Raw genomic sequence first — 19,899 nt, 5'->3', positions numbered from 1 at the left:
CTCCGTGCCCCGATTCGGTGCCTGGAGTCAGTGCTTGCGGCCCTGCTTCTTGCCGCCGCCGGCGCCCTTGCCGGTACCGGCCTTGGTATGGCTGGCCGCCTCCTTGCCCCGCCTGGCATTGTCGTTGCCGGTGTCGCTTTTTTCTTCCGTGGGGCCGGCCGATTGGCGGTTCTGGCCAGCTTGTGATTTTTGCTTGGTCATGAGGCGCTCCTGATGAACGAGGGGACGCTGTCAGCCTAGCCGCCGCAGCGCCATTGTCCATCGGCGCGCCCGCCGCCACGCTGTAGGATCAATCCGCCCGCACGGCCCACGTTTCATGCAGGTGGCGCCACAGCAAAGCGCCATCGGGCGTTTTTTCATACACGACGGTGGACCAGCGCTCGGTGTTTTCCGCGCCGGGCAGCGACTGGAATTCGCGGTAGGACACGGTGGCGCCGGCCGCACTTTCCTGTATCAGAACGAGATCCGAAATGCGCATCTGCAAGCCAGGACGGCTGGCGCCGGCGGCGCGGAAAAACGCTGCCAAGCCCGCGCCATCGAGCTGCTTGCCGCCCGGTGACACCATCGTGAAAGCGGGCGAAAAACGCGCGAGCAAACCGGCGCAATGTTCGGGTGCCGTGGCTGCGCCGGAAAGCCATGCGCGGATCAGCACATGCGTGGATAAGACGTCGTCAAAATAAAGATTTGTAGCATTCATTTTTTGCTTGCTCCATGGTGATGTAAAAGGTCGAGAACGGCGCGGTTGTCGATGCGCATGCACAGCGCCAAAGGCAGCACGCACGCGCTGGCGGCCAAGGCAAAGCACCAGTGAAACACCTGCGCCGCGCGCGCATGCAGGGCAGGGTCGTCCAGCGATGCGATACCGTGCGCCGCCAGCAAGCCATTGAGCAGTACGCTGAGCAGCGCCACGCCCAGGCAAAAGCCCAGCTGGCGGTTGATATTCCACACGGCGCTGGCCTGGCTCAGCTGCGCGTCCGGCGTGCGCAAAAACGCCGTGCTTTGCGCCGTGCTGCTGCACAAGCCGCCGCCAAAGCCCATGACGGCATACGCGCCGGCCAGCCAGAATAATTGATCTGCGGAGTCCACCCACAACAGCATCAGCATGCCCGCCGCCTGCAGCAGGGCGCCCGCGATGAACAGCGGCTGCGGCCCCACGCGGCGGTAGCTTTTACCGGTGAGCGAAATGGCCGCAAACGAGGCCAGCGCCCATGGCAGCATCAAGGCGCCCGCCGTCGATGCCGGCATGCCCAGCACGCCCTGCAGATACAGCATGGCCAACAGGCTCACGCCCATGAACACGCCCGGCACCAGCAGGTACATCAGCATGGCAATGCGCAGCAGCGGCTCGGCGGCCAGGCGCAGGTTGAGCAGCGGCGTCGACTTGCGCAGCGCGCCGCGCACATAGCCCCACGCGCAGGCGGCGCCCAGCGCCAGCACGCCGGCGCCGGTCAGCAACTCGCCCGGCGTACCGAGCATGGTCAAGCCCAGCAGCAGCAGCAACACCGCCGTGCTGCCCGCCAGCAGGCCGCCCACGTCGAGACGGGGCACGGCCGCGCGCGGCGGATCGGGACGCAGCCAGCAGGCGGCCAGCAGCAGCGCCAGCGCCGCGAACGGCACGTTCAAATAGAAAATCGCCCGCCACGACAGGCTGTCAACGATCACGCCACCCAATGCGGGCGACAGGGCGGGCGCCAGCAAGCCCACCAGCATGATGACGGAGGACAGGCCGGGGCGCTCCGCAGGTTGATATAGCTGGTAAGTCATGCTTTGCCCCAGCGGAATGAGCAAGCCGCCACCGAGGCCCTGCACGCAGCGCCAGGCGATCAGCGCCTCAATCGAGGGCGCCAGGCCGGCGCCGATGCTCGCGCATAAAAAAGTTAGCAACGATGCCATGAACACGGTTTTGCTGCCATAACAGGCAGCCAGCCAGGCACTGGCGGGAATGACGATGGTCAGGCCGAGGATGTAGGCGGTGCTGATCCAGGCCAGCTGCGCCACCGAGGCGTGCAAGGCATGGCCGATGTCGGGGTAGGCGACGCTGGTGATGAACATGTTGATCAGGTCGACGAAAAACCCCAGCAGATAGATGGCCGCCACTTTTTTGCGATAGTCCATGGTGCTCCAAATGGCAAACGGCCAGCTTAAGCGTCCATCGTCATTTGCGTAACGGGCCAGCGCCGATTACACTGTCAAACCCATTTTGACAAAGCCCTGCAAGCCGCATCTTTCTTTTTATCTATGATCAGTCTTGACCGCCTGGGTATTTTCATTGCCATCGTCGACGCCGGCTCCCTGACGGCTGCCGCCGCCGTGCTGGGCCAGAGCAAGGCCGTCGTCAGTTTTAATTTGAAACAGCTGGAGGCGGAGCTGGGCGTGTCGCTGCTCACGCGCAGCACGCGCAGCCTGGCGCTGACGGACGTGGGGCGGCGCTTTTACGAGGATTGCCAGCGCGTGCTGAGCGAAGCGCATGGCGCCATCGAGACGGCGCGCCAGGGCCAGCAAGGCTTACGCGGCACCCTGCGCCTGACCACCACCGTTGAATACGGCAGCCGCACGGTGATCCCCGCGCTGATCGCCTTTGCCGCCGCCCATCCGCAGTTGCAGATCCAGCATTCGTCGTCGTCGTCGCACGAAGATCTGATCTCGGGCCGCTATGACCTGGCCATCCGCATGGGTTCCCTCAACGATTCGAGTTACCGCGCCGCGCTGATCGAGCCGTACGCGATCTGGCCCGTCGCCTCGCCCGCCTACCTGGCCAGCCGGCCCGGCACGAAGATCGCCACCTTGGACGACTTGCAGCGCGCGCGCTGGCTGGCGCACAGCCGCCTGGCCTCGCCGCTGCGCTGGGACGTACAGACACCCGACGGCCCCGCCGCCTTCGCCGTGCAGGACGACGCCGCCATCCATTCCGACTCCGCCTCGGCGCTGCTGGGCTTTGCCCTGGGCGGCTGCGGCGTGGCCCTGCTGCCGCAGTGGCTGGTGGAAGGGGAGGTGCGCGCGGGACGCCTGCGCCGTCTGCTGCCCGACGTCGTCTTCCCGGAACAGGGCGTGTATGCCGTGTATCCGAACACCCAGCATATTGCGGAAAAGGTGCGCGCCTTTATCGACTTTTTGCGCGCGTTCGTGGGCGCGCCCGACTGAGATTTCAATTCGTCAATATTTGATGAGGTCAACGATTTCCAAGGGGCAAACGGGCGCCCCTTTCGGTGTGTACGGCCTACACTGAAGGGACGTTGTTCATCGAATGGAGACCATCATGGCACATACATTGGCAGCAGTTTTCGCCGTGCGCGACATGGCCGAGCGCGCCCGGCACGACCTGATCACGGCGGGATTTCCCAGCGCCAACATCCGCCTGCACGATGCGGGCAGCGACGAATTTTCCGCCACGGAAAATATCCGCCGCGACGACAGCGACAGCCTGCTCGACAACATCAAGCATTTCTTCACGGACCTGTTCGGCAGCCACGCCGACCGCCACATCTATGCGGAAGCCGTGCGGCGCGGGCATGTCGTGCTGACCCTGGAAGGAGCAAGCGACGCCGATATCCAGCGCGCCACCGACCTCGTCGAGCGCTACGCGCCGCTCGACATCGATGCGCACGCCGAGCACTGGCGCGCCGGCGGCTGGCAAGGCGCGCCGCAAGACGACAGCGCGAGGCGCCAGGGCGCCAGCATGCAGTCCGGCGCGCCATCGCAGCAAGGCACGTCCGCCGGCAATATGAACGAGGCGCCAGGGTCGCAGCAGTTTGCCAGCGACATGGCGTCGCCGCCGCCGTCGTCCGGCGCGGGCGCCAACGTGCGCCGCTATCCCGGCGCCGATAACCTGCCCGGCACCAGCTACGACGACGAGCAGTACTACCGCAGCCACTGGAGCGCCACCTATGTCGCCACCGGCGCGCGCTTCGAGGACTACGATCCCGCCTACCGCTATGGCCATTCCATGGCCAACAGCGACAGCTACCGGGGCCGTCCATGGGACGAGGTGGAAGCGGACCTGCGTTCCACGTGGGAGCACACGTATCCCCAGTCGGCGTGGGACAACTTCAAGGCGGCCATCAAGCATGGCTGGGAACGCATGACGTCCTGACGCGCTGAGGGGTTTGCGCCCCTCAGCGCCCCTCTTGCGTAAGCTTGAGGAAGTGGTTCAGGATGTGGAAGTGGTCTTCGAAGAATTGCTCTTCCATGGCCGGCAGCGACGCCACGGGCACCCACTGCGCCAGCGCCGCATCGTCGGCCGCCGTCACGGCCGGCAACTGGCGCGTCTTCAGGTCGAAATAATGCGCGTGCGTGATGGTACGCCCGCGCTGGCTGCGGTCCGGGTGGTCGAACACGGCCACGCCCACCAGCGCCTCGACGAGGGTGGGCGCCAGCACGCCCAGCTGGGTTTCTTCCGCCAGCTCGCGCAGTGCCCCCTGCAACAGCCGTTCGCGCGGCTCCAGAAAGCCGCCCGGCAAGGCCCACAGGCCCTTGCCCGGATAGCCGCCGCGGCGCACGAGCAGCACGTGGCCGCCCGTCTGCACCAGCGCATCGACGGTCGTGAAGATGGGCGCATACGGCGCCACTTTCCAGCGCGCCTTGTACGCTTCGATGGCACGGTATTCCTGCACCAGCGGCGCATACCACGGCAGCAAGGTCCACGCTTTCAGATACTGGCCGATGGCCGCCGGCAGCAGCTGCGCCACGGCGCTCAGCGACACGTCGACGTCTTCCGCCTCGAACAGCACGTTGCGGATGGCCGTCGCGCCTATCGGTGCGCCAGGATCGATCTCCAGATTGAGCAGCTGCCAGTGGGGAAAGTGGTGCAGGTAATAACTGGTGGCGTCCTTGAAGCAGGCCACCAGGGCGATGCGCTGCGCCGTGGCCACGGCGCCCGCCACGGCGCGCCGCACGGCGTCGGCCCACAGGCCATCGTCGTAGTAATCGCGCACGGCCACGTAATGCACGCGCGCGCGCTGATCCTCGGGCAGGGTGGCGGCGATCATGGCGGCCCGCTCTTGCCACGTAAACGGGTTCTTCGGGCTGCGCGCATGGAAGGCGGAACCGAGCACCACCACCACTTGCGCGGCCGTCGTCAGTGCCTTCTGCAGCAAGCCGGCATGGCCGTTATGAAAAGGCTGGAAACGGCCGATCAGGATGGCCGCGTCGGCGCCATAGGATAAGGTCATGCGTCGTCTCCGGTCGGGTAGTGGGCGGCGATCGGCAATTGACGGCCGCTGCCAAAGGCGCGCGAACGCACGCGGATGATGGGCGCCGCCTGGCGCCGTTTGTATTCGTTGCGGGCGACCATGCCGAGGATGCGCGTCACGAGCGCGCGCCCCTCGTCCGTCTCGCGCAGCTGGTCGACCAGGGTCAGCGCCTGTGCGCTTTCGGCCGCCGGCAAACGCCGTCCCTCGATATGCCACTTCAGAATTTCATCGAGCACCGGGTATGGCGGCAAGCTGTCGGTGTCGCGCTGGCCCGGCGCCAGCTCCGCCGACGGCGGTTTCTCCAGCACGGCCACAGGAATCAGTTCGCGCCCGGCGCTGGCGTTGAGGTGGCGCGACAGGGCGAAGACCTCCGTTTTATACAGGTCGCCGATCAAGCCCAGGCCCCCGTTCGTGTCGCCGTACAGGGTGCAGTAGCCGACCGAGATTTCGCTCTTGTTGCCGGTGGTGAGCAGCAGGGCGCCGAACGCGTTCGAGTATTCCATCAATATCGTGCCGCGCACCCGCGCCTGCAGGTTTTCCAGCGGCAGTCCCTGCAGCTTGCCGTCGAAGGCGGCCGCGTAGCCGGCTTCATACTGCGCCACGATGTCGCGGATCGGGTGCGTGGTCAGGGCGATGCCGAGGTTGGCGCACAGGGCGACGGAATCGGTGACGGAGCCGGCGCTGGAAAACACGGACGGCATGGTGATCGCCACCACGTTGTCCGCGCCGAGCGCTTCGACGGCCAGGGCCAGGGTCAGTGCCGAATCGATGCCGCCCGAGCAGCCGACAACGACTTGCGTAAAACGGCAGCGGCGCGCGTAGTCGCGCAAGCCGAGCACGATCTGGCGGCGCGCAAATTCGACGGCGGGGATGCCGTCCGGGTCCGGCACGGGAAACGCCGCGCCGTCCTTCTGCGCGAAACGCCCATCGGCAAAACGCAGCAATTGAAAATCCTCGACGAAGCGGGCCGCCTCGAATTGCACGCCGACGCCCGGCGAGATGGCGAACGAGGCGCCGTCGAACACGAGCTGATCCTGGCCGCCCACCTGGTTGACGAACAGCAGGGGCAGATTCACGCGCTGGCAGGCGGCGCCAAACACGGCGTGGCGCTGCGCGCGCTTGCCGATGTCGGACGGGCTGGCGTTGATGCTGACGATGAGATCGGGCCGCGCCGCATGCAGGGCCTCGAACGGGTTGACAGCGTAGGCGCGGCCGTCGTCGTTCCAGCCATCCTCGCAAATCATGAAACCGACCTTGCAGCCGGCGATATCGAGGGTGCAGGCGCCGGGCGGGCCCGGCTCGAAATGGCGGCCCTCGTCGAAGATGCCGTAGGTCGGCAGCAGCTGCTTGTAGTATTCGGCCACGATATGCCCGTCGCGGATGGCCAGCAAGGCGTTGTAGAGGGGCTTGCCGACGCCGGGGTTGGGCCGCGCCGTGCCGATGACGGTGACCAGCGCCGGCCAGCGCGTGGACGCTTCCAGCAGCTTGTTCAGCGCCTGCTGCAGGCCGCGCAGGAAGGCGGCATCTTCGAACAGGTCGCCCGGGTAGTACGCGCACAGCGACAGTTCGGGGCACACGAGCAAGTCGGCGCCATCGCTGCTGGCGCGGGCCATGCGCGCGGTGATGGCGGCGACATTGGCGTCGAAGTCGCCCACGGTGGGATTCATCTGGGCGAGGGCGATGGTCAGCATGGTGATCCTTCAATTGGTTCCGCTTGAAACCACTATCCTGCCTGAAAAGTTTTCTGAGCGTACTGATGCAATCGTGCAAGCCTGCCAGTCGCTGCGCTACAAGGTCTTGCGCCAGGCCCGCAAGCGCGTGCACGCGTTCGCATACGGCGACGCCGTATTGAACTGGATCATGCGCCCCATCGTGTAATGCGTGTACCAGGGCTGGCCATACAATTGCGCGTCGTCGTGCGCGTCGACCAGCGCCAGCAGCTGGTTTTTCGCCTGCTCCAGGCGCTGCAGCAAGTCGTCCATGCCCAGTTCAGCATAGTCGGCATAAAAGCGCTGCGCCAGTTTTCCCAGAGCGTTCCACGTGAAACCTTCGGCGGGAAAGGCGATATCCTCGATGCGTTTGCCGTCGCGCAGCTGGGCGTGCCAGTGCAAGACCAGCTCGTTCCAGCCCACCAGATAGGCAAGCAGATCGCACACGCTCATGCGCGTGCCTTTCACTTGCCCCTCCAGCACGGGATCGCGCGCCAAGGCCGGCGGCACGCGTGCCAGCTCCTGCATCAGCTTGGCGTACGTGCTGTTGATGGCGTCGACCAGTTCCTGCTTGCTGTTCGGAATCGCCATCATGCCGCCTTCACGACAGGCAAGCCGGCCGCCTGCCAGTCGTCGTAGCCGCTGCCCAGACGGCGCGCCTGCAAGCCGTGCTGGCGCAAGGCCGCCACGGCTTGCACGGACAGCACGCAGTACGGGCCGCGGCAGTAGGCGGCGATCTCCGCGTTCGCGGGCAATTCGCCCAGGCGGCGCTGCAAGTCGTCAAACGGAATATTGATCGCCCCGGGCAAGTGGCCGGCGGCAAATTCCTGCGCGGGCCGCACGTCGAGCACGGTGATGCTGGCTTCCTGCATGCGTTCCAGCAGTTCGTCGCCCGTGATCGCTTCCACGTGGTCGCCCCGGCCCAGCGCCTGCAATTCGCTGCGCTGGTGCTGCGCATACACGTCCAGCGCAGCGAGCAACTGCATGACAGGACCGTTACCGAGCCGGTACAGCACGCGCTTGCCGTCGCGTCGCGCCTGCACGAAACCGGCGCGCCGCAACTGTTGCAAATGCTGCGAGGTATTCGCCACGGACAAGCCCGTCAACTCCACCAGCTGCTCCACCGCATACTCGCCGTGCGCGATCTGCTCGAGCAGGCGCAAGCGCGGCGCGCTGCCTAAAATATGGGCAAACCCGGCGGAACCGGTGAGGAGTTCGATATCGGCATTTTTCATTGACACGATGCTAGCACCCTTATAACATTCAAGCAATCAATTGAATGTTATAAGGGAGACACGATGCAAATACTCTGGCTCGATGCCCTGGCGATCGGCGTGGGCGCGACGGCGGTGATGGACGTGTGGGCGGTGGCGTTAAAACGTTTCTGGTGCATACCCTCGCTGAACTTGGCGATGGTGGGACGCTGGCTCGGCCATCTTCCGCGCGGTACCTTCACCCACGTCAACATCGCCCAGGCGGCGCCCGTGCGCGATGAAGCCATCCTGGGCTGGACGGCCCATTACGCCATCGGCGTGCTGTTTGCGGCCGTGCTGCTGGCGCTGGTGGGACGGGAGTGGGTGCAAGGGCCGACGTTCGCGCCGGCCTTGCTGGCGGGCCTGGTGAGCGTGGCCGCGCCGTTTTGCATCTTGCAGCCGGGCATGGGCGCCGGCCTGGCCGCCAGCAAAACGCCGCATCCGGCGGCCGCCCGCCTGCGCAGCCTGATGGCGCACACGGCGTTCGGCATCGGCCTGTACCTGGCGGCCCTGCTGTGGTCGACCGTGCGCTGACTTGTACCGACTAGCTCGTCAGCGGCGGCACGGGCGCCGGTGCCGGTGCGGCGGCCACCGCTGACATGGCCGGCGCCTCGGGCTGCGCCGGCAAGGTGCTCAGCACCATCGTGCTGGGCTTGGCGATCGCGATGTGCGCATCGTCCAGGCGCTTGAGCAGTTCGAACAGCAGCGCGCTGCGGATGCCCGATGTCAGGCGCGGCGACGAGGCAAAGCCGGTGGCGTTGAACAACAACAGGCCATTGTCGATGCCATCGAGCTGTACGCTGGGCGCCGGCGTATCGAGCACGTCGGGATTGTCGACAAAGACGGACAGGATCAGCGCGCGCGCCTCCTGCGCATCCGTGCCCAGCGGCAGCGGCAGCTTGACTTGCACCAGGCCCAGCGGATTGGCCAGCGTGACATTGCGCACCGTCTTGGTAATGAATTCCGAGTTCGGCACGATCACTGTCGAACGGTCGCTCAGCTGAATTTCCGTGGCGCGCACATTGATGCGGCGGATATCGCCCTCCACGCCGCCGAGCGAGACCCAGTCGCCCACTTTCACAGGGCGCTCGGCCAGCAGGATCAAGCCGGAAACGAAGTTCTGCACCACCGCCTGCAAGCCGAAACCGATACCCACCGACAAGGCCGACGCCACCCAGGCGATGCGTTCCAGGCCGATGCCGGCCGCCGACAGGGCCAGCGCCACGGCCAGCACGCCGCCGATGTAGCCGAACAGGGTGATGAACGACACTTGCATGCCGGTATCGAGATTGGTGGTCGGCAAATAACTGTTTTGCAGCCAGCGCTTGAACAGGCCCAGCGCGATAAAGCCGACGACCAGCACCAGCAGCGCCTGGATCATGGCGGCCGGGCGGATCGCCACCTCGCCGATGGCCAGGCCATCCTGCAGCTTGCCCACGCGCTGGAACAGCTCGCCCGGACCTTCGCCAAACGGCGCCAGCAGCAGCATCAGGGCCAGCAGTACGACGATGGCGCGGCCGATGCCCGACAGCAGCACGGCCGCCTGGTCGCGCGCCTTGGGCGTGGCCAGCACAGGATGGGCGGCGTCCGGCGGGGGCGGGGTCGAGGCCAGCAGCATGCAGATATCGTCGACCAGTACCGTCAGCAGATAGGTGCTGCACAGCACCACGATGACCCAGGCGATTTGCTTGGCAATAAAACTGCCGAACGCCACATAGCCGACCAGCAAGCTGATGACGCTCGATGCCAGCGCCAGCCACAGCAGCACCGTGACGCAGCGCAGCCACAGCGGCGTGACCAGGGTGGCGGGATCGGCCTCGCGCAACTGTCGCCAGCAGCGCTCGGCGCGCATCAGGCCGTAGGCGATGGTCGTGCTCATCACCAGGGCGACGATGCAGTTGACGGCCACGGCCGTCGACAAACCCGCATTGATGACGATGGTGACCCGTTCCGTGGCCCACACGAGCACGACGATGAAGGAAAACATCGATGGAAAATTGCGCATGCGGTGCGCCAGCGCATCGGGCAGGGGCAGCAAGCGCCACGATACACGGCGCGGCGACAGCAGCGCGTGGCCGAGCCCTGCCGTAAAGCCGGCAAAACAGATGATGCCGATCAAGCTGCTGAGGAAAGTCGAGGTTTTTTCGGACAGACCGCCATCCCAGCGCAGCCCCATGGCCAGCAATTCGGCCACCAGGCCCGGCGTGGCCGCCGCCAGCACCAGCACGGCCAGCGCATGCAGCGAACGGCGCAAACGGCCATGCGGCACGCGCGTGGCCGTGATCACCAACAGATAGCGCGAAGCCCAGACGCTGGCGCCGAACACGGCCACGATGCCGGCCAGCAAGCCACCCCAGGCCGACCACGGCGTGGCGCTTGCCGCGTTCGTCAATTCCCCCTCCAGCGCCCGCAGGCGCTGCAGATTCTGCGGCAATTCCGCATGCAGTTGCTTCCAGAACGAACCGGCCAGTATCGACGCCGTGCGTTCACCCAGGCGCGCCTGCAACTGCGCGCGGCGCACCGTCGACACTTGCTCCGACGCCTGCGTCGCTTCCACGGCCAGCAAGCGCGCCAATTTCACCTGCGCATCGAGCGCGCTGCTGGTGCGGTCCAGCTGGCTGCGCTGGGCCGCCACGTCGGGGGCGTCTTTCGTGCCCGCCGCCGGCTTGCCCAGCTCGGCCAGCCGCGCCTGCACGCTCGACAGCGTGGGCACGAGCGCATCGGCCACCTTGTCGGCCTCGGCGCTGGCCGCCAGCGCATCGGCGCGCATCTGCGACAGGGTCGCGTCATCGAGCTCCGCCTCGCCATCGAGCGCCTTCTGGATGGTTGTAATCTGCTTGCGCAAGCCGTCGAGGCGCTGGTCGGCCGTGGCGGCGTCATCGACTGGTTGCGCCCAGGCGGCAGGTGTGGATAAGGAACAAGCCAGGAGCAGGCTCAATAGCAGCGGCAGCAGCCAGCCGCGCCGGCGCGGGCGCGCGGACAAACAGTGGGGGGTACGGAATGAAATCATGCGCTCCTATGGGCCAGGTGAGACAAGTGGTATCAAGACGGCATCGCACCGGCGTGCGCGGCTGTGAAATGCCTCTGCAGGGGGCCGGAAACGACGGGTAGTACGGGAGTTGCTGAACTGTACGGCAAACATCGACAGACTAGCGCACTCCTGCGATCGCTGACGGATATTTTTGTGCGGCAAGAGCAAGCCCGTGCCAGCCAGCGGCCGCAGGGCGCCATTTCCATCCCGTATCATGCCCGTCCGGCGGCCCGCAAAAGCGGCGGCCAGGGGACCGCAATGGTCTTGATGTTTACAAAAAATTTCCACAAGACAACATATCAGCTTCTTGTTAAAATATTAAATTATTCTCTATATCAACGCGAGCACCCATGACATTGCCTTTGAATCAAGCCGCGCAGCATTTACGAGCCGCCATTCGCGAGGCCACCGCAGGCCTGGTCGATCGCGAACAACTGGCCGAACTGATGATCCTGGCGGCCGTGGCAAGGGAACATTTGCTGGTGATTGGTCCCCCCGGCACGGCGAAGAGCGCTGTGGTACGGCGCGTGGCGCAGAGCCTTGGCGGACAGTATTTCGAATATCTGCTGGGCCGTTTCACGGAGCCATCCGAGCTGTTCGGCCCCGTCAACCTGAGCAAACTGCGCGTGGGCCAGGTGGAAACCGATATCGCCGGCATGCTGCCTGAAGCGGAAATCGCCTTCCTCGACGAAGTTTTCCTTGGCTCGACCGCCATCCTCAATACCTTGCTGGGACTGCTGAACGAACGCCAGTTCCGGCGCGGCCATACGCGCATTGAGTGCCCGCTGCGGGTCTGTGTCGGCGCCGCCAACGCGCTACCCGAGGATGAGGGCCTGGCAGCGTTCGCCGACCGCTTCCTGCTACACGTGTTTGTCGAGCCGGTGCCCGACAACCGTCTGGAGGATCTGCTGGCAGGCGGTTGGGCTGCCGGCCAGCACCAGGTGACGGCCATGCTCGACCTGTCCAGCCTCGACGTGCTGAACCAGGCCGTGCCGCAGGTCGACATGGAGGGCGTGCGGCTGGCGCTGGCACAGGCGATCCGCCTGCTGCGCCAGGCCCAGGTACAACTGTCGGACCGCCGCATCGTCAAGGCCCAGCAGCTGATCGCGGCGGCGGCCGTGCTGGCCGGCCGCAAGGCGGCCACCCGCGCCGACCTGTGGCCGCTGCTGTACGTGATACCGACGGCGGCAGGCCAGCTCAGCGCGCGCGAAATCCTGCGCGAACTGCTGGCGGAAGCCAGCCATCCACTGCTGCACGCGGTGGTCGAGCAGGCCGCCCAGCAGCCGATGGCGCGGCTGGCGCGCCTGGCCGAAAGCGCCGACCTGCTATTGGCGAACAGCGGCGCTGGTGATACCCGCCCGCGCATCGAAGCGCTGCTGCGCGAAATCGACGCCAACTTTGATGCCGCGCAACTACCCGAGCAACTGGCGCAGCGCCGCCAGCAGTTGATCGCCGCGGCGAGCACAGTCTGATGCCGGTGATGGCATGGCAAACGCGCGTCACCGCGCTGGCGCCGGCCGGCATGGTGGCGCCAGCGACGCTGGCCCCCGTGCTGCTGGCGCGCCTGCGCACCTGCACTGCCAGCCAGTTGCTGGCCTTGTCGGTGGTGGCGACGCGTGACCTGATGGTGCTGCTGGGCGCGAACGATGCATTGCCATGGGTGGACGGCGCGCGCTACTGCGCCCCGCATCCGCAAGCCCCGAATCTGTGGACGCACACGCATCTGGAGCCGGCGCTGCCGGCAGACCTGGTGCAAACCAATCTGATCGAACGGGCCGGCAGCAGCCCGGTACTGCTGTGGCCCGCGCCGGAGCTGCTGCTCCCGCTGGCTGCGGCCCAGACACTGACACCATCCTTGCTGGACTGGCTGGCCCAGGAGTTGGCATGACCTCGCTGCCAACCGCACTCGAGCCGTGGGCACCATGGCTCACGCTGTTTCCGCCCGACCTGGCGCCCGCCGTCGGCGCACTGCTGCTGCGCCTGCATCCGCTGGTCGGCAAACTCAGTACCGCCACCCTGGAGCGCGGTGCCGATCCGGCCGGTATCGGCAACATCGTGCGGCGCGGCCAGTACGAGCGCCTGCTGATGACGCAATGGGTGTATGCCGATGCCGAGCCGGATGAATTCCTGCGCCGCGCCGCCAGTGGCGAGCTGCTGTTCAACGGCCCCGAGCCGGCGGTACACCAGCGCTCGCTGCACAGCGTGGTGCTGTTCGACGCGGGGCCATCCCAGCTGGGCGAGCCGCGTCTCGCACATTTGGCGCTGTTCATCCTGCTGGCGCGCCGCGCGCAGCAGGCTGGCGCCCGGTTCAGCTGGGGCATCTGGCAGCTGCCCGGTATCCTGTCCGAAGACACGGAAAAAGAAGGCTTGCGCAAGCTGATCCAGTCGCGCACCCTGCACGCAGCGCCCGCCAACGCGCGCGAGCAGTGGCAAACCAGGCTTGGCGGCGACCTGGCCGACTGCTGGCTGATCGGCGTTGCCGGCGAGGCGCCCAGGCAGGCGCGTGAGCGGGTGGCGATTCGCCGCGCCCTCTGCGGCAACCATCTGAATGTCAGCCTGCGGCAGCGGCATGACTACCGCACGGTGCAACTGGAATTGCCCGACGCGCCGACAGGCGTGCGCCTGCTGCGAAAACCGTTTGCGCCGCGCGCGCCAGCGGGCGTGATCCATCACCACGGCCACCAGCCGTCACGCGCACAGGCGCCGCGCTTCGCCAGCGGCGGCAATCTCGTGTGCGCGCCGCAACTCAATGGCGGCGCCATCGTCTATCACGTGCCCCAGTCGGCGTCCGTCAAACCCGGCAAGCCGCGCATCATCTCCGCGCCGAAGCATGGCGCCATCCTGGCAGCCGGCGTGTTCAAGCCGGCGCTGTCCTGTATTACCTCGGCCGGCGGCACGCTGGGTTTTCACAACTTTCCCGGTCCCCTGTTTTCCAGCAAACCGATCATGTGCGACCGGCCGCCGCTGGAACAATTCCATGCGCCGCCCGGCATGGGACGATGGTTGCAGACGTTCTATCTGCTGGCCAACCACAACGTCAATTGTTACGAACATGTCGTTGTACTCGATACCAAAAGACGGCTGGTTTGCTGGCAGGCGGCTCCGGCGGCATCGCACAAGGTGGCGTCCACGGTTTCCTTCCGAGCTGTGCTCGACAATGTGATCGGCGCTGACCAGCTGGGCGACTCGCTGTATATCGGCTGCGCCGATGGCGACGGCGTGCAGCTGTATCACTGGCATCGCCAGAATGCGACCCCGTACAAGATGCAACGGATCGCGCAACAAGGCAGCAGGCTGCTGCATGGCGCCTTGAAAGGCGAGCACGCCGGGCACAGCGGCAACCTGCTGGCGCTCAAAACCGGCCCGAGCCGCTGGTGGGTCGGCAGCCACGCCATGGGCGAAGCGATGGACATCGACGACAACGCCGCCGTGCTGGGCGTGGCCATCAGCGAAAAACACCCCAAGCCCGGCCTGGTGGTGCTGCATCCGGGCCGCTACCGCATCGAATTGCGGGTCGGCCATCTGCGCTACACGCTGGCCACGTCATCCGAAGCGATACAGCAAGCCAGCATGGATCCTGCCAGCGCGCGCATCGCCTGGATCACGGCCAAGAGCAGCACCCTCGTCGTGCGCCATATCGATGACGAGCAGCCGCTGTTGCAAATTTCCTGCGATCGAGACATTGATGAGTCATAAGATACGCCGCCCCCTGCATGACGGCATGCAGCTGGTGCATGCGCTGTGGTTCGACCTGGCCCTGCTGGGCGAGGCCGAGGTGCGCCGCCGCGTGCTGCGGCACTGGGCGCCGGGCGCGCGACTGCACCGGGTGCACGATGGTTTCCTGTTGTTGCTGGCGACGCCGCGCTACGGCCAGTGCGCCGCGCTGGACGGCTTGCCGCTGTGCGAACAGGCGGGCATCCTCAGCAGCGCGCCACTGGCGGCGGACGAACGGGCGGTCACGCCTCCGTCCGGCATCTGGCTGGTGCGCGCGGCGCAGGCGCAGCTGATCAGCCTTGCGGCGGCGCCGCGTATCGACCCGGCCGCCTGGCTCGATCTGCGCGCGATTCCCCTGCATGCGCCATTGCGCCCGCCGCCAGCCGCTGCGGCTGCGGCAACTGCGGCCTTGCTGGAAACGCTGCCCGTGCGCGACATCTTCGCAGGCGCGCTGGCACCGCCCAGCGACAAACGCGAAGCGTTTCTACGCCAGATGGACAAGGCGCAGCACGGCGCCAAGGCCATGCGGCGCGGCGCCGGCATCGCGCTGGCGGTGACGGGCGTGGCGGCCGTCCTGCTGGGCGCCATACCGCTGGGCTTGATCAAGCTGTTCGGCGGCGGCAAGCAGGCCGCATCCGCGCAGGCGGACAGCGGCCGGCAACAGCGACCGCCATCGGCGCTGCAGCAGCGCCTGGCCGCGCTGGCGACCCGGCTGGCGATCATGACGCGCGCCTCCACGGTGATCGGCTGGCGCCAGGCCGCTTATCTGCGCAAGATGATGCAGCTGCTGGAACAGGGCGACATGAAAGAAGCCCTGCGCCATGCGATCCCGCTCGACACCCTGTCGCCAGCGCGCCGTCCCGCCTTCGGCACGCCGCGCCCGCGCACCAGCCTGGAAATTTCCGGCCCCGGCCAGGCGAGCAGCTCGATCAGCCTCGGCGGCGAGCTGGAGCAATACTTGCGCGCGACCTACCGCGCCACCTTTGAGCGGCTCGATCGTGAAGGCAAGATCGACGAAGCCACCTACGTGCTGGCGGAACTGCTCAAGTGCGGTAGCGAGGCAGTCGACTATCTGGAGAAAAAGGGCCGCATCAAGCAAGCCGCGCAGCTGGCGGAAACCATGGAGCTGGCGCCGGAAGTCGCCGTGCGCCTGTGGTGCATGGCAGGCGACGTCGAACGGGCGGTGAAGCTGGCCCGGCTCGGCCAAGCGTTTGCCGCGGCGGTCCAGTTGCTGGAACGGCGCAAGAGTCCGCAGGCACCGGAGATGCGCTTGCTATGGGCCGAGGATCTGGCCATGCGCGGCCAGCTGAGCGAAGCGGCGGAAGCCATCTGGCCATTGCCGGAGCAGCAGGACAAGGCGCTGGCATGGCTGCTGGAAGGCGAGCGCACGGGGGGCGTGCTGGGCATGCGTGCCCTCCTCAAAAAGCTGGCCTTGCTGCCAGCCAGCCTGGCCGACAGCGAAGCGGCCGTGCTGCAGCTGCTCGACGACGACAGCGACGAAGGCGCGCAGCAGCGCATGCGCCTGGGCACGGAATTGCTGGCGCTGTCGCTGCATTCGCCCGCCACCCGACGCGTGGCGGCGGAACTCATGCACCCCTTGCTGGCCGACCGCATGGGCGAACGTATCGCATTCGACAAGAAGGCAATGACCAAGCTGCTGTCACTGTCCGACGGCGCCGTCCTGCGGGCCGATCTGTCGGCATTGACCCTGCCTGCCATGGTGCCGCCCCAGGAGCTGCGCAAGCGCCGCAAGCCGCTGCGGGTGCATCTGGCCGAACGCGGCCTGTTGACGATCCATGATGCCCGGCGCCTGCCGGACGGCCATTACCTGCTGGCGCTGGGCGAGGGCGGCGTGGTGCGCATCGACCGGCATGGCCGGCAACTGGCGCAGTTCCCAGTGCCGGCGACGCGGCTGGTGATGGCGGCCGGCGGCCAGCGTGCGCTGGCGCTGGTGCAGCGCGACAGCATGTGGCGCGTCAGCCGCATCGACTTGATCGCGCGCAAAGTGTCGGACTGGATCATCCAGCCACTGCGCTTCTGGGCCGACAACTATGACGGCCTGATCTGGAACGCGGTGATCGACAACCGCCTCGTCGCCATCGACAGCAGCAAGGATCAGTTGGCGGTGAGCTGGCAAGTGGCCGACTTGCCAGGGCGGGTGGTCGCCTTCCAGGAAGAGCCTGGCGTACAGACCTTGCTGCTGGCGACGGCAGAAGGCATCCAGCAATGGCGCTATCAATTGCCCGCGCGCCGCCTGCTGCAGCGCGACAGCTTCCCGCATCCACGCGATCCAGTGCTGGCGCTGCTGCCGCATAGCGCGCGCGATGCGCCCACCCTGGTCTGCATCATGGGGGATGACGGGCCTCGCTACCTGCAAGTGCATCACGGCGGCGCCACTGCGCCCTTGACGCTACCGTTGCAGGCGATTGCCTCGGTTCCCGAGGTGACCCAGGCGGCAGGCTTGCTGATGGTGCGCAGCCACCTCGACGACGACAGCCCCATGGAATGCCTGGTGGCCGATGGGGGAACGGGAACCGTCCTGGCCCAATTGCGGCTGGACGAATGCGATGCGGCACGCGTGCATGTCAATGACGGCCACATCCTGCTGTGCGACGACGCGGGCCGGCTGATCGATATCGACTGCGAAAACAGCCAGGTGCACACCTTGACGCTGGCGTAGACGCGTGCCGGGTTAATCGGATACCCGAACATATTGGGGATGTCGGGAAAGGAATCGGTGCGTCGCCCCGGAAGACGCACCGGGACCGTATTTCACCTCCTGCTAAGTAATCCTCAGGAAATTATTGCGAATTTATGACGAACAGAACCGGATGCTATGCAAGGCGCCCGCTGCGACGCAGTGCGAGCACTGCTAGCAGCGGGCAACGCCGCAGAGCGCCGGTTATGGAAGTCAGAAATCACAATAATTTATTGGGGGTTACTTAGGCGAGTTCTCTGCGGATGATTGCCGCGCCCGCGCTGAGCGCATTGAGTTTGCCTCTTGCCACGCCACGCGCCAAGGGCGCCATGCCGCAGTTGGTGCTGGGGTAGAGCTTGTCGGTATCGACAAAGCGCAGCGCCTTGCGCAGGGTGTTGGCCACTTCCTCCGGCGTTTCAATGGTATTGCTGGCCACGTCGATGGCGCCGACCATCACTTTTTTGCCGCGTATGAGTTCAATCAGGTCGATCGGCACGCGCGAGTTGTGGCATTCGAGCGAGATGATGTCGATATTCGATTGCTGCAGCTTGGGGAACGATTCCTCGTATTGACGCCATTCGGAGCCCAGCGTATTTTTCCAGTCCGTATTGGCCTTGATGCCGTAGCCATAGCAAATATGCACGGCCGTTTCGCATTTGAGCCCTTCGATCGCCCGCTCCAGGGTGGCGATGCCCCAATCGTTCACTTCATCGAAGAACACATTGAAAGCGGGTTCGTCAAACTGGATGATGTCGACGCCGGCCGCCTCCAGTTCCCGCGCTTCCTGATTGAGGATCTTGGCGAATTCCCAGGCCAGTTTTTCGCGGCTTTTATAGTGGCTGTCATACAGCGTATCGATCATCGTCATCGGACCTGGCAGCGCCCATTTGATCGGCTGGCTGGTTTGCTGACGTAAAAACCTGGCGTCGTCGACAAACACCGGCTTGGTGCGGCTCACGGCGCCCACGACGGTCGGCACGCTCGCATCGTAGCGGTCACGAATGCGGACGGTCTCGCGTTTGTCGAAATCGACGCCGCTCAGATGCTCGATAAACGTGGTGACAAAATGCTGGCGGGTCTGCTCGCCATCACTGACGATATCGATGCCTGCCTGCTGCTGCTCCTGCAGCGACAAACGCAAGGCATCCTGTTTTCCCTCAATCAATTCCTCGTCCTGTAATTTCCAGGGCGACCACAGCTTTTCAGGCTGCGCCAGCCAGGAAGGTTTGGGCAAGCTGCCGGCAGTGGAAGTAGGCAATAATTTTTTCATGATGGTGATTTCGTGTATTGGGATTAATCAGCGAGCGTGGCGGCAGCCCATTGTTCAAGAACATGCTTGTATGGCTTGATGAAGTGCTCTTCCGTATATTTGCCCTGCTTGACAGCCAGCTGGCTGCGCTCTTCCCGGTCATAGACAATTTGCGTCAACGAATAATCCTGATTCTTCAGGCTGGGCTGATAGCATTTCCCCGCCGCAGCATTGGCGTTGTAAATTTCGGGCCGGTAAATCTTTTGAAAGGTTTCCATCGTGCTGATGGTGGCGATCAGTTCAAGATTGCTGTAGTCGGCCAGCAGGTCGCCGATAAAATAGAAAGCCAGTGGCGCGGCGCTGTTTGGCGGCATGAAATAGCGCACTTGCATGCCCATTTTTTCGAAATAGGCATCCGTCGAGGAGAACTCGTTTTGCTGATACTCGACGCCCAGGATGGGGTGCTGGTTTTCCGTGCGCTGATAGGTCTTGCTGCTCGAAGCGCTGAGGCAAATGACCGGCGGCTTGCTGAAACGCTCTTGATAAGCATCGGATCTGACAAAGTGCTTGAACAGCTTGCCATGAAAATCGCCGAAATCATCGGGTGCACTGAATGCGGATTGATTATTGTTGTGCTCTGGCAGCACCACGCTGAAGTCGTAATCGCGCACGTATGAGGAAAAGTTATTCCCCGCAATGCCGTCGATGCGTTGTCCGGTTTTTTTATCCAGGATATTCGGCTTCAATATCTCGATCAACGGGATATTGCCGCCTTTGACATCGATATTCAGCTCGACGGAAATGATTTCGAGCTCGACAGAGTAACGGTCAGCGTTCGGGTTGTCCCAGTGCGCCAGGCTGTTGAAGCGGCTGTCGATCATTTTCAGGGTGTTGCGCAAGTTCTCCTGGCGGCTCTTTCCCCTGGCCAGATTGGCAAAGTTGGTCGTCAGGCGCGTATTGTCCGATGGGTGATAGTTTTCATCGAAAACAATGCTTTTAATGCTGAATACAAAGTCGTTGCTCATGGTGTTCTGCTGTCCTGAATTCTGCGAAAAG

17 protein-coding genes are annotated in these 19,899 nt (G+C 65.1%); 7 read left to right on the top strand and 10 right to left on the bottom strand.

Annotation, left to right across the window (positions count from 1 at the left end):
* Positions 1-27: 27 nt before the first annotated feature.
* The 3 genes from AC1Q6X_RS10595 to AC1Q6X_RS10585 form a co-directional block, all read right to left on the bottom strand.
* Positions 28-201 carry a hypothetical protein gene (locus AC1Q6X_RS10595; RefSeq protein WP_230504384.1) on the bottom strand — a complete coding sequence of 58 codons (174 nt, stop codon included), beginning with the start codon at positions 199-201 and terminating at the stop codon, positions 28-30.
* A gap of 88 nt (positions 202-289) precedes the next feature.
* Positions 290-697: a DUF4440 domain-containing protein gene (locus AC1Q6X_RS10590; RefSeq protein WP_492496825.1), complete on the bottom strand. Its 408-nt coding sequence runs from the start codon at positions 695-697 to the stop codon at positions 290-292.
* Positions 694-2,115 (bottom strand): MFS transporter, encoded by a 1,422-nt coding sequence (locus AC1Q6X_RS10585; RefSeq protein ID WP_492496823.1) that lies wholly within the window; start codon positions 2,113-2,115, stop codon positions 694-696. Before AC1Q6X_RS10585 ends, AC1Q6X_RS10590 begins: the two co-directional genes overlap by 4 nt.
* Positions 2,116-2,238: 123 nt before the next feature.
* Between AC1Q6X_RS10585 and AC1Q6X_RS10580 the strand changes: the two genes are divergently transcribed.
* Both AC1Q6X_RS10580 and AC1Q6X_RS10575 read left to right on the top strand, forming a co-directional pair.
* A complete protein-coding gene (locus AC1Q6X_RS10580; RefSeq protein WP_070223312.1) occupies positions 2,239-3,141 on the top strand; it encodes a LysR family transcriptional regulator in 903 nt (300 codons plus the stop codon).
* Between the two features lie 115 nt (positions 3,142-3,256).
* On the top strand, positions 3,257-4,090 hold the full coding sequence (locus AC1Q6X_RS10575) for a hypothetical protein (RefSeq protein WP_162995800.1): 834 nt from the start codon (positions 3,257-3,259) through the stop codon (positions 4,088-4,090).
* Between the two features lie 22 nt (positions 4,091-4,112).
* On the opposite strand, the gene AC1Q6X_RS10570 is transcribed toward AC1Q6X_RS10575, so the two are convergent.
* From AC1Q6X_RS10570 to AC1Q6X_RS10555, 4 genes are all read right to left on the bottom strand, one after another.
* The gene (locus tag AC1Q6X_RS10570; RefSeq protein WP_492496820.1) at positions 4,113-5,168 is read right to left on the bottom strand and encodes a bifunctional nicotinamide-nucleotide adenylyltransferase/Nudix hydroxylase; all 1,056 of its coding nucleotides are present in this window, start codon (positions 5,166-5,168) and stop codon (positions 4,113-4,115) included.
* A complete protein-coding gene (locus AC1Q6X_RS10565) occupies positions 5,165-6,880 on the bottom strand; it encodes an NAD+ synthase (protein WP_492496818.1) in 1,716 nt (571 codons plus the stop codon). The genes AC1Q6X_RS10570 and AC1Q6X_RS10565 overlap by 4 nt, the downstream gene beginning before the upstream one ends.
* A gap of 96 nt (positions 6,881-6,976) precedes the next feature.
* Positions 6,977-7,492, bottom strand: coding sequence for a ClbS/DfsB family four-helix bundle protein (locus tag AC1Q6X_RS10560; protein ID WP_275527878.1), 516 nt, complete (start codon positions 7,490-7,492; stop codon positions 6,977-6,979).
* Positions 7,489-8,133 (bottom strand): ArsR/SmtB family transcription factor, encoded by a 645-nt coding sequence (locus AC1Q6X_RS10555; protein ID WP_492496816.1) that lies wholly within the window; start codon positions 8,131-8,133, stop codon positions 7,489-7,491. Before AC1Q6X_RS10555 ends, AC1Q6X_RS10560 begins: the two co-directional genes overlap by 4 nt.
* 63 nt (positions 8,134-8,196) lie before the next feature.
* Here AC1Q6X_RS10555 and AC1Q6X_RS10550 point away from each other — a divergent pair, with 63 nt between their 5' ends.
* A complete protein-coding gene (locus AC1Q6X_RS10550; RefSeq protein ID WP_070223321.1) occupies positions 8,197-8,685 on the top strand; it encodes a DUF2938 domain-containing protein in 489 nt (162 codons plus the stop codon).
* Between the two features lie 10 nt (positions 8,686-8,695).
* On the opposite strand, the gene AC1Q6X_RS10545 is transcribed toward AC1Q6X_RS10550, so the two are convergent.
* Entirely contained in the window at positions 8,696-11,161 is a 2,466-nt protein-coding gene (locus AC1Q6X_RS10545; RefSeq protein WP_492496814.1) for a DUF3772 domain-containing protein, read from the bottom strand.
* Between the two features lie 371 nt (positions 11,162-11,532).
* On the opposite strand from AC1Q6X_RS10545, the gene AC1Q6X_RS10540 reads away from it, so the two are divergent.
* The 4 genes from AC1Q6X_RS10540 to AC1Q6X_RS10525 are packed head-to-tail and all read left to right on the top strand — an operon-like array spanning position 11,533 to position 17,576.
* Positions 11,533-12,654, top strand: coding sequence for an AAA family ATPase (locus AC1Q6X_RS10540; RefSeq protein WP_070288923.1), 1,122 nt, complete (start codon positions 11,533-11,535; stop codon positions 12,652-12,654).
* Positions 12,654-13,070: a bpX5 domain-containing protein gene (locus AC1Q6X_RS10535; RefSeq protein WP_492496811.1), complete on the top strand. Its 417-nt coding sequence runs from the start codon at positions 12,654-12,656 to the stop codon at positions 13,068-13,070. The genes AC1Q6X_RS10540 and AC1Q6X_RS10535 overlap by 1 nt, the downstream gene beginning before the upstream one ends.
* Positions 13,067-14,878, top strand: a complete 1,812-nt coding sequence (locus AC1Q6X_RS10530) for a hypothetical protein (protein WP_492496809.1) — start codon at positions 13,067-13,069, stop codon at positions 14,876-14,878. Before AC1Q6X_RS10535 ends, AC1Q6X_RS10530 begins: the two co-directional genes overlap by 4 nt.
* A complete protein-coding gene (locus AC1Q6X_RS10525) occupies positions 14,868-17,576 on the top strand; it encodes a bpX6 domain-containing protein (RefSeq protein WP_492496807.1) in 2,709 nt (902 codons plus the stop codon). The genes AC1Q6X_RS10530 and AC1Q6X_RS10525 overlap by 11 nt, the downstream gene beginning before the upstream one ends.
* Positions 17,577-17,838: 262 nt before the next feature.
* Here the strand turns inward: AC1Q6X_RS10525 and AC1Q6X_RS10520 are convergent, their stop codons facing one another.
* Both AC1Q6X_RS10520 and AC1Q6X_RS10515 read right to left on the bottom strand, forming a co-directional pair.
* Positions 17,839-18,864 carry a methionine synthase gene (locus tag AC1Q6X_RS10520; RefSeq protein WP_492496805.1) on the bottom strand — a complete coding sequence of 342 codons (1,026 nt, stop codon included), beginning with the start codon at positions 18,862-18,864 and terminating at the stop codon, positions 17,839-17,841.
* 23 nt (positions 18,865-18,887) lie between these two features.
* Entirely contained in the window at positions 18,888-19,868 is a 981-nt protein-coding gene (locus tag AC1Q6X_RS10515) for a DUF1852 domain-containing protein (protein ID WP_409027494.1), read from the bottom strand.
* Positions 19,869-19,899 lie beyond the last annotated feature (31 nt).

Source organism: Janthinobacterium sp. GW823-FHT06H09 (assembly GCF_058794735.1).
This window is presented reverse-complemented; position numbering and strand designations above follow the sequence as displayed.